Below are 9,474 nucleotides of genomic sequence, written 5' to 3' on the forward strand. Positions count from 1 at the left end.
CCGGACGCCGCGATTATCAGCCGCTTTCTCACATCTTGACGGTCAGCGGCCACACGTTCCAGATGTCGTCGCAGTACTCGGCGATGGCGCGATCCGATGAGAACTTGCCGCTGCGGGCGGTGTTCAGGATGGACATCCTCGTCCACGACTCCCTGTCCTGCCACGCGGCGCTCACCTGCTCCTGGCACTTCACGTAGGCCGCATAGTCGGCGCACACCAGGAAGGGGTCTTCATGGCGCAGGTTGTCCACCAGTGGCCGGAACACCTCGGTGTCGCCGCCCGAGAACTTGCCGCCGGCAATCAGGTCGAGCACCGCGCGCAGTTCGTCGTTGCCTTCGATGTAGTCGGCCGGGCGGTACCCGCCCGCCTTGACCGCCTCGACCTCCTGCTCGGTCAGCCCGAACAGGAAGAAGTTCTCCGGGCCCACCTCGTCGCGCATCTCCACGTTCGCGCCGTCGAGCGTGCCGACGGTCAGGGCGCCGTTGATCATGAACTTCATGTTGCCGGTCCCGGACGCTTCCTTACCAGCGGTGGAGATCTGCTCGGACAGGTCGGCTGCCGGGTAAATCATGTGGGCGTTCTGCACGTTGAAGTTTGGCACGAACGCCACCTTGAGGAACCGGCTGACATCCGGGTCGGCGTTGACGGTTTTCCCAACGGCGGTGATCAACTTGATGATCCGCTTGGCCATGAAGTACCCGGGCGCCGCCTTGCCGCCGAAGATGAAGGCGCGCTGCGGAATCGACAGGCCCGGATCCTGCTTGAGCCGGTGATACAGGGCCACGATGTGCAGGACGTTGAGATGCTGACGCTTGTACTCGTGGATGCGTTTGACCTGTACGTCGAACATCCAGTCGGGGTTGAGGTCGACGCCTGCCACCGAGTGGATGTATTTGGCGAGGCGCGCTTTGTTGTTGCGCTTGATGTCGCGCCATTCCCGGCGGAAGGCGGCGTCGTCGACGAATGGCTCGAGTCCGCGCAGGCGGCCCAGGTCGGTCAGCCACCCGTCCCCGACGGTGCGGTCCAGCAATTCCCGCAGCCCGGGATTGGCCAGCGCCAGGAAGCGGCGCGGCGTCACACCGTTGGTCTTGTTGCTGAACCGCTCCGGCCACATCTGGTAGAAGTCTTTGAGCACACTGCTTTTCAGCAACTCGGAGTGTAACGCGGCGACACCGTTGATGGCGTGGCTGCCGACGGTGGCCAGGTGCGCCATCCGGACGTTCTTGCCGCCGTTCTCGCCGATGAGCGACATCCGGCTGACTCGGTCCTCGTCACCCGGGAATCGGGCGCGCACCTCGTCGAGGAATCGGCGGTTGATCTCGTAGATGATCTCGAGATGGCGCGGCAGTGACTCGGCGAACAGTTCCAGCGGCCAGGTTTCCAGTGCCTCGGGCAGCAGGGTGTGGTTGGTGTAGCCGAACGTCGCCACCGTGATTTCCCACGCCTCATCCCAGTCCAGGTGGCGTTCGTCGACCAGCAACCGCATGAGCTCGGCGACGCCGATCGATGGATGGGTGTCGTTGAGCTGCATGGCAAAACGCTGGGGGAGCTCCTTGACGGAAACGTCGGCCAGATCGTCCATGATGTGCAGCACGTGCTGCAAGGAGCAGGACACGAAGAAGTACTGCTGCAGCAGGCGCAGCTGTTTACCGGCCTCCGGCTCGTCGTTCGGATAGAGCACTTTGGTGACGGTCTCCGACATGACCTCGTCTTCGACCGCCCCGTAATAGTCGCCGGTGTTGAAGGCCTCCAGGGCGAATGACTTGACGGCCCGCGCGCTCCACAACGTCAGCACGTTGCAGGTGTTGACGCCGTAACCCTGGATGGGCGTGTCATAGGCGACGCCCTTGAGCACCCGCCCCGGTATCCACTGGACGCGGTCGTGGCCGGCGTCGTCCGTGTAGTGAGCGGCGTAGCCGCCCCACTTGACCAGGTAGTTGACGTCGGGTTTTGCTATCTCCCAAGGGTTTCCGTGGTCCAGCCAGTTGTCGGTCTGCTCAACCTGCCAGCCGTCGTGGATCTCCTGGTCGAAAATGCCGAACTCATAACGGATTCCGTAGCCGATCGCTGGTCGCTCCAGGGTGGCCAGCGAATCCAGGTAGCACGCGGCCAGCCGGCCGAGGCCGCCGTTGCCAAGGCCCGGCTCCTCTTCGCAGGCCAGGACCGTGTCGAGGTTCTGACCCATCGCCGACAGCGCTTCACGGGCCGCCCGCTCCATGCCGAGATTCAGCAGGTTGTTGCCCAGCTGCGGACCCATCAGGAACTCGGCCGACAGGTAGCAGGTCACCTTGCGGCCGAGATCGAGTGAGGTCTGCGTCGAGACCACGCGGCGGTCCTGCATGCGGTCGCGCACGGCCAGTGCCAGCGCCCGGTAGTAGTGCTCGGGCCGCCGGGCCGCCGCCGGGCGGCCGATCGAGTAGCGCAGGTGATCGTTGATGGCCCGCTGCAGCGCGGCCGCACTCATCCCGGTGCGGGAGTGCTCAACCAGATCGGCCCTGGCGGGGGCGAGCCCGTCGGAGGGCGTCTGCTCGACATCGGTCATGGTGGGTCCTACTTCCTCGAGGTTGCCGCAATCAACCTGTTCGCCCGCGGGCGGCAGACCGTCAGTCTGGCAGCGATGCTTGCACACCGGGCGCGCAGTTGAAGGCTGTTGCGTAAACACCAGCTCACGGGCCGGCGACGAAACGGCGTTGGCCGTAGAAGAGCCTGCGGTGGCGGGAATGGAGCGCCGCGTGTCTTAATGCGAGGGGTAGCGCGAGCATGGATCCGAATACGTTTCGACCATGTGGAACATCGACGGATGCAACGTGTTCGGCGAGGCCGCTGGCAGGGGAGAGCCGGTGCTACTGCTGCACGGATATCCGCAGAGCGCGTCCTGCTGGCGCCATCAGATCAAGGCGCTGTCCGACAGCCATCTTGTCGTGGCGCCGGATTGGCCAGGCTTCGGCCGGTCCGATCCGCCGGCGACCGCACCGACCTACGACAACGAAGTAGAGCGGATCGAACGGTTCGCGGAGGAGTTGGGGTGGCAACGGTTCAACCTGTGCGCCCACGACTACGGTGGCTTCATCGGGCTCGGCTATGCCATCCGCCATCCCGAGCGGGTGCTGCGACTCGCACTGTTGAACACCCGCGCACATAACATCTTTCGCCCGTGGTTCTACCGCTTCTCGCGGGGCCAACACTGGATAGCCACCCGCCCGCCGCTGTCTCGCGCCGCGCAACACCTTCCGTTGGCCACGCTGCACCATCTAGCTCTTGCCCGCTACCGAAGACTCGGCTGTTTCGACACCGCGCTGGAAGCCGAGTATCTGGGCTGGATGAATTCGCCCGAGGGAAAGCGCACGTTCTGGAATTTCTTCGCTCATTACCCGGTCGCGGCCGTCCCGTGGCTCGCGGACGGACTCGGGACGATTCGGTGCCCGGCCGCGGTAATTTGGGGTGACCGCGATCCCTATATCCCGTTCAGCTCCGCACGCGAGTTGGCCGCGTCCATTCCGAACGCCAACCTGACCCGGCTGCGCGGCGCCGACCACTATGTCATGGAGGAACGCCCGCGCGAGGTGACCGCCGCGCTACTCGATCTGCTGAGTGCACCGCTGGTGGCCAGCGCATAGCCTCAATGGGCACCGGACAAGTTCAGCGTGACCACGCCGGCGATGATCAACCCGACCCCGACCACCTTGGCGACCGACACCGTTGAGCCGAGAAACAGCACGGCGATCAGCACGATGAGCGCGGTGCCGATTGCCGACCACAACGCGTAGGCGACGTCGGTCTGCATGCCGCGTGAAATGGACACCGCCAAGAGCGCGAAAGAGACGGCATAGCCGCTCAGGCATATCACGGTCGGCCACAGGCGGGTGAAGCCTTCCGTGCTCTTGAGCAGGCTGGTCGCTATCACCTCTGCGAAGATGGCGCAGAGGAGAAACACATAAGTCAAGGCGCCTCCTTGCGTGCGGACGTACATGTATGTGTGTACAGGACATGTCGTGGAAGGATTGCGGCGTATGACGTTTCCCGCGCGGCCAGTGAAGTTCGATGTCGGCGACGTTATCGGCGAGGAAGCGTCGCTGGCGGCGACGTACTATCCCACGCGCACCGGCGCGGAGGCGCAGGCACTATTGGTCTGTCTGCCTGGTGGTACCTACAGTCGCGACTATTGGGACCTGCACATCCCCGGCCAGCACGGGTACAGCTTCGCCGATTTCGCCACCGCGAACGGCTACGCCGTCGTCACCGTCGACCCCCTGGGTACCGGCGAAAGCTCCCAGCCCGCAAGCGATTTCGGCTTCGCCGACATCGCCGCCGCGCTCGCCCATGCGGTCTCCGCGTTGCCCGAAGTAACCGGAATCCACGCACGCCCCGTGGCAATGGCCCATTCCCTCGGCGGCTATCTCGCGATAACCCAACAAGCGCTGTTCTCCAGCTTCGCCGCATTGGCCCTACTCGGGTGCACCAACCAACACGTGGCACCACTGAACCTCGATCCCGTATTCATCGCCCGGTCGGCGACCGCGCAGGGACGCGCCGAGCTCGCCCGGGAGATCCTGTCCGCCTTGGAGCAGCCCTACTTCGAGGGTCCGCGCGAGCACTTGCAGAGTTGGTTCCACCTTGCCGATGTCCCCGCCGACGTCGTGGCCGCGGACTGCGTCGTCGCAAAATCGATGGTGCCGCGCGTGTTCGGCACCGCCATGATTCCCGGGGTCGTCGCGGAAGACGCCGCGCTGATCGACGTCCCCGTGTTGCTCGGGTATGGCGTCGTCGACGTCTCACCGGACCCACGCGCCGAGGCCGGTCTCTATCGCAGCTGCCCGGACATCACCACCCTGGTGCTGGGCGACAGCGCACACTGCCACAACATGGCGTCGGGTCGGCATCGGCTTTGGCGGCGCCTGCTCGACTGGGCCGCGACCGTAACCTTTGGATCGTGACAAAGGATCTGAGCCGCTACGCCCCGGCCGTGCTGAGTGTGTTTCGGGCCGTCTACGGGTTGCTGTTCGCCGCCTACGGCTCGAGGAGCCTGTTCGATTGGCCCGTCCCTTCGCCCGTTCGCGTCGAGTTCGGGTCCTGGCCCGGGTGGTACGCCGGTTTGATCGAAGTCGTCGCGGGCTTGTTGATCGCGACCGGCCTGTTCACCCGGGCCGTCGCGTTCGTGGCGTCAGGGGAGATGGCGGTCGCCTATTTCTGGATCCATCAGCCGCAAGCGCTCTGGCCCGTCGCCGACCCGCCGGCGGGCAACGGCGGCGGGTTGGCGATCCTGTTCTGCTTCGCGTTCCTGCTGCTGGTCTTCACGGGCGGCGGGCGGTACTCGATCGACGCGCTGCGCAGGACGGCACTTCCCCTCGCCGGGGGATAATGGCATTGGCGTGGCTGATCAGCTGCAGTTGGCGTGGAGATTCTGGCACCACATCCCGACGCCACCCCAGTCGCCTGACGAACCGACCGAATCTTCATATGGGTTCGTCATGGTGGTCGGATACTGGATCTGCCATTCGTCGATCGTCGGGATGTCGTCGACCTGGCCCGGATCCGGAGACGCGAGCGCTACCCCGACCGCCATTCCGGCTCCACCGGTCAAAGCTGCGGCCACGACCGAACCTGCGACAATTAGAGTCGCCCACCTACGATTCATCATCGTGGCCCTTCCATTGTTTGCCTCGACTGCCGGCTAACAGCATTTAATTCTACCTTCGGTGTCGATATCGCATAAGCGTCACAAACACAAAACAACTTCGATTGGCCGCCCAGCAAATTTCGCGACTCGAAATGGCAAGTGCGTACGTTGTCGTGCGTGAGGCCGGTTGCCGTGGTCGTTCGTCGCGCGCTGGTGGTCGCCGCTTGCCTCGTTTTGTCTGTGGTCACGACGCCGACGGCGATCGCCGATCCCGATGACGGTCCCGAGATCGAGCCTGCCGCGGCGACTTCGGCGCCGGCCGGGGGAGCGGTGCCCTCGAATCCCCCGGTGATCCTCAACACTCCCGACGGCTGGGTCTTGGGTCTGGGCGCGAAGGACGAGGCGCAGGTCCCCGTGGCACCGCTGACCACCTCTGTAGCGTCGCGCGAATACATGGCCAGCGGTATCTACGTCGGCTCGCTGAAGGGACCGGAAGAGCCTCACGGCATCCTGGAAGTCGGCTATCAGATCGGTTGTGGCATCGATATGAGTACATCCAACGGCGTGATCATGGAGGGCGGTGCCGGCATCATCCCGGGCGTCAGCCCCACCTTCGACACCACCGGTACATTGCCGCCCCTGCTGCCGTTTGTTTCGACCCCGATGAATGGCGTGATGAGCATCGGAATGAAACCCGGCCTCGTCCTCACGGTGCCGGTGATAAAGAAGCAATTCAAGGGAGCGAACCCCTGGGTCATGATCAGCAACTTCCACATCAAGATCGACGGATGCGTGGGCCAGTCGTTCATCCGTTCCTATGCGGTGTTGACCCGGATGAGCGACCTGTCCGACGTGGTGCTGTCGTACGTCGGCGTCACCAAATCCGTTTAGCCGCACGGGATCGACAGGTCTGGGCGGGAGCTCTGGAGAATTCCAGTCTCCAAGTCAGTGAAGCGATTCGCGCGCGCCCCGGCATAGGCTTGGTGACCATGCGGCAGTGCGGTGAAATAGGCCGATGAGGTTAGCGGGCAAGCGGCATGCGCTGTCGATCCTGGTGTTGTCCGCGCTAACAGCGGGATGCACCGTGACCACCGACGGAAGGGTGGTTGCGGCTCCGACGTTGGGTCATGCGCCGCAACCGCTGCCGCCCGGTGCGCTGTCCGGATTGCTGCTCGATACCGGCGATGTCGGCTCCATCATGGATGCTCACATGGAGGTCGTGGCTTCCGCCGACACGATGTACACCAATCGTCCCCTCGAGGATGGATGCTTGGTTTGGGCCGAAGCGCAGGAATACTCATACCAAGGCAGCGGCTGGACAGCTGTGCGTGTTCAGGCACTCAAGGACCACCGCGATCGTGCGGACCACATCGCCTACCAGGCGGTGGTGTCGTTTCCGGGGGCTATGGCCGCCCATGACTTCTACGCAAGCCAGGTGACCGGCTGGGCCAATTGCGATAACCGGCGTGTCGATCTGCATGACCCGGGCGACGCGAGCCCCCATTACTGGTCGCTGAGTAAGGCCAGCGTCGCGGATGGCGTTTTGGCGATCACCCGGGTCCAAGAGGAAGGCGTGGAGGGCTGGGCGTGCCAGCGGGCGTTGACAACCGCGAACAACGTTGTCGTCGATGTAAGCGCCTGCGCCGACCACATCGACGATCGGGGAATTGAGATCGCCAAACGGATCGCAAAGAAGATCCCGTAGTGGGCAGAGCCACCCTCGGCGACAACGCGTCGGAAAGTGTTTGCGGCACACAGGTTTTGGAGAAGCGTGCCGTTCGGCGCCGAATAACGGCGAAGACGGTGCATAACGGGGCGCGCAGCGGGTAGCCCGCACGGCATGACCAAGATCGGATACTTTCTGTCCTGCGAGCAGTACAGCCCCAAGGAACTCGTGGACCAGGCCAAGCGTGCGGAAGCGGCCGGGTTTGACGCGCTGTGGATCTCCGATCATTTCCACCCTTGGAACGACGAGCAGGGCCAGAGCCCCTTCGTGTGGGGCGTCATCGGGGCGCTCTCCGAGGTGACGTCGCTGCCCGTCAGCACCGCCGTGACATGCCCGACGATCCGGACGCACCCGGCGATCGTCGCGCAGGCATCCGCCACCGCCGCCGTCCAACTCGACGGCCGCTTCGTGCTCGGGGTGGGCAGCGGCGAGGCGCTGAACGAACACATCCTCGGCGACCCTTGGCCGTCGGTCGGCGTGCGCCAGGAGATGCTGGAAGAGGCGGTCGAGGTGATCCGCCTGTTGCACCGCGGCGACGAGGTGAGTCACCACGGCAAGCACTATGAGGTGCAGGAAGCGCGCATCTACACGCGGCCCGAGCAGCCGGTGCCGATCTACGTTTCCGGTTTCGGCCCGCAGGGGGCGGAGCTGGCCGGACGCATCGGGGACGGCTTCGTCCTGGTGATGCCGGAGGCCGACCTCGTCAAGACGTTCCGCGACTCCGGCGGCGGTGACAAACCCGTGCAGGCCGGCGCCAAAGTCAGCTGGGACAAGGACGCCGACACCGCGCTGAAGGCGGCACACCGGCTGTGGGGCAACGACGCGCTGCCCGGGCAAACCGCGCAGACCCTGCCGCGCCCCAAGGACTTCGCCGCCCTGATGTCTCTCGTCACGCCGGACCAGGTTGCCGAGGCGGTCACGTGCGGACCGGACCCCGACACGCACGTCGCGAAGGTGCGGGAGTACCTCGACGCCGACATCGACGAGGTGTATGTCCAGCAGGTGGGCCCGGACATGGACGGGTTCTTCGCGGCGTACGAGCGTGACGTGCTGCCTCAGCTGCGCTGTTGAGGTTGAGCTTCGGCGTCGCCGTAGAAGGCCGCCCGAAGCAAAGCGGAGATCTCGCTCACCAAGGGCATCCGCGGATTTGTGCGGTTGCTGAGGTCCTCGAACGCCGTCATCGCCAACGCCGGGAGCGCCCCCAGGTATTGCTTCTCGTCGATGCCGCACTCGCGCACCGATCGGGGCATGTTCAGTCGGTTCAGCAGATCATCGACCCCATGGAACAACCGGGCGCGGCACTCGGCTGGCTCATGGCCGCCGAAGATCAGTTGACCGAGCTGTGCGTATTTGTCCGGGGCGACGTAGGCGGAATAACCCGGCGCGGGCATGAACTTGCTGGGCAGACTTGCGTTGTAACGCAGCACGTGCGGCAGGAAGATGCCGTTCGCCCGGCCGTGCGGAATCCCGAATCTAGCGCCGACCGCATGGGCGAGCGCATGATTGGTCCCGACGAACGCATTCGAAAAGGCAAGCCCGGCAAGCGTTGCCGCATTGGACATGTCAGTGCGCGCCGATAGGTCGTTGGGGTCGTCGTATGCCCTCGGCAACGCATCGAAGATCAGTCGCGCCGCCTGGGCGCACAACGCGTCCGTATACGGCGACGCGAAGATCGAGACGGCCGCCTCCAGAGCATGGGTCAGCGCGTCGACGCCGGTGTCGGCGGTCAGTGTCCGCGGCATCGACGAGGTGAGGACCGGGTCGACGACCGCGAGGTCGGGCACCAGGCTGTAGTCGACGAGCGTCTCCTTCTTGCCGCGCACCGTCAACACCGCCGCCGGTGAGACTTCTGATCCGGTGCCCGATGTGGTTGGGACGGCAACCAATTGGACGCGATGGCGGTCGACCGGATAGTCGGCCACGCGCTTGCGCGGGTCGAGGAACGGCATCGTCAGCTCGTCGAGGCTCTTCTCCGGGTGTTCGTAGAACAGGCGGATCGCCTTGCCGGCGTCCAGCACCGAGCCGCCGCCGACGGCGACCAGCAGATCGGGTTGGACCCGCGCCAGCATCGCGACACCGCGGCGGATGGTCTTTTCGTCGGGCTCCGGTGTCACCTCGCTGAACACCTGCA

General features: G+C 64.8%; 10 protein-coding genes. 6 read left to right on the top strand and 4 right to left on the bottom strand.

The features are described 5' to 3' along the window. Positions 1-28: 28 nt before the first annotated feature. Complete coding sequence (locus A5709_RS24540; protein ID WP_068123148.1) at positions 29-2,542, bottom strand: glycogen/starch/alpha-glucan phosphorylase; 2,514 nt, start codon at positions 2,540-2,542, stop codon at positions 29-31. Positions 2,543-2,783: 241 nt separating this feature from the next. Between A5709_RS24540 and A5709_RS24545 the strand changes: the two genes are divergently transcribed. Then, positions 2,784-3,617: an alpha/beta fold hydrolase gene (locus tag A5709_RS24545; RefSeq protein WP_068123150.1), complete on the top strand. Its 834-nt coding sequence runs from the start codon at positions 2,784-2,786 to the stop codon at positions 3,615-3,617. 2 nt (positions 3,618-3,619) lie between these two features. Here A5709_RS24545 and A5709_RS24550 read toward each other — a convergent pair whose 3' ends face one another. Continuing rightward, complete coding sequence (locus tag A5709_RS24550) at positions 3,620-3,943, bottom strand: multidrug efflux SMR transporter (protein ID WP_082953410.1); 324 nt, start codon at positions 3,941-3,943, stop codon at positions 3,620-3,622. Between the two features lie 67 nt (positions 3,944-4,010). On the opposite strand from A5709_RS24550, the gene A5709_RS24555 reads away from it, so the two are divergent. Together A5709_RS24555 and A5709_RS24560 are read left to right on the top strand one after the other, a co-directional pair. After that, a complete protein-coding gene (locus tag A5709_RS24555; RefSeq protein WP_082953404.1) occupies positions 4,011-4,934 on the top strand; it encodes an alpha/beta fold hydrolase in 924 nt (307 codons plus the stop codon). After that, positions 4,931-5,359 carry a DoxX family protein gene (locus A5709_RS24560; protein ID WP_068123154.1) on the top strand — a complete coding sequence of 143 codons (429 nt, stop codon included), beginning with the start codon at positions 4,931-4,933 and terminating at the stop codon, positions 5,357-5,359. Before A5709_RS24555 ends, A5709_RS24560 begins: the two co-directional genes overlap by 4 nt. Positions 5,360-5,377: 18 nt before the next feature. On the opposite strand, the gene A5709_RS24565 is transcribed toward A5709_RS24560, so the two are convergent. Then, positions 5,378-5,593: a hypothetical protein gene (locus tag A5709_RS24565; RefSeq protein WP_231972073.1), complete on the bottom strand. Its 216-nt coding sequence runs from the start codon at positions 5,591-5,593 to the stop codon at positions 5,378-5,380. Between the two features lie 216 nt (positions 5,594-5,809). Between A5709_RS24565 and A5709_RS24570 the strand changes: the two genes are divergently transcribed. From A5709_RS24570 to A5709_RS24580, 3 genes are all read left to right on the top strand, one after another. Continuing rightward, the gene (locus A5709_RS24570; protein WP_197501014.1) at positions 5,810-6,508 is read left to right on the top strand and encodes an MspA family porin; all 699 of its coding nucleotides are present in this window, start codon (positions 5,810-5,812) and stop codon (positions 6,506-6,508) included. A gap of 193 nt (positions 6,509-6,701) precedes the next feature. Next, complete coding sequence (locus A5709_RS24575) at positions 6,702-7,322, top strand: sensor domain-containing protein (protein ID WP_231987068.1); 621 nt, start codon at positions 6,702-6,704, stop codon at positions 7,320-7,322. A gap of 135 nt (positions 7,323-7,457) precedes the next feature. Beyond that, the gene (locus A5709_RS24580) at positions 7,458-8,414 is read left to right on the top strand and encodes an LLM class F420-dependent oxidoreductase (protein ID WP_068123159.1); all 957 of its coding nucleotides are present in this window, start codon (positions 7,458-7,460) and stop codon (positions 8,412-8,414) included. On the opposite strand, the gene A5709_RS24585 is transcribed toward A5709_RS24580, so the two are convergent. Continuing rightward, positions 8,399-9,474 (bottom strand): iron-containing alcohol dehydrogenase (locus A5709_RS24585; RefSeq protein WP_156768145.1); only part of this gene is annotated, 1,076 nt, incomplete at its 5' end. The two genes, A5709_RS24580 and A5709_RS24585, sit on opposite strands and share 16 nt — an antisense overlap.

Origin of the sequence: Mycobacterium sp. E1386, from assembly GCF_001672745.1 — a bacterium.
Taxonomy (GTDB): Bacteria; Actinomycetota; Actinomycetes; order Mycobacteriales; family Mycobacteriaceae; genus Mycobacterium.

Bases quoted from the DNA above. Each gene is read 5' to 3' on its own strand.
- A5709_RS24540 (WP_068123148.1), bottom strand. From the start codon at position 2,542: ATGACCGATGTCGAGCAGACGCCCTCCGACGGGCTCGCCCCCGCCAGG.
- A5709_RS24545 (WP_068123150.1), top strand. From the start codon at position 2,784: ATGTGGAACATCGACGGATGCAACGTGTTCGGCGAGGCCGCTGGCAGG.
- A5709_RS24555 (WP_082953404.1), top strand. From the start codon at position 4,011: ATGACGTTTCCCGCGCGGCCAGTGAAGTTCGATGTCGGCGACGTTATC.
- A5709_RS24580 (WP_068123159.1), top strand. From the start codon at position 7,458: ATGACCAAGATCGGATACTTTCTGTCCTGCGAGCAGTACAGCCCCAAG.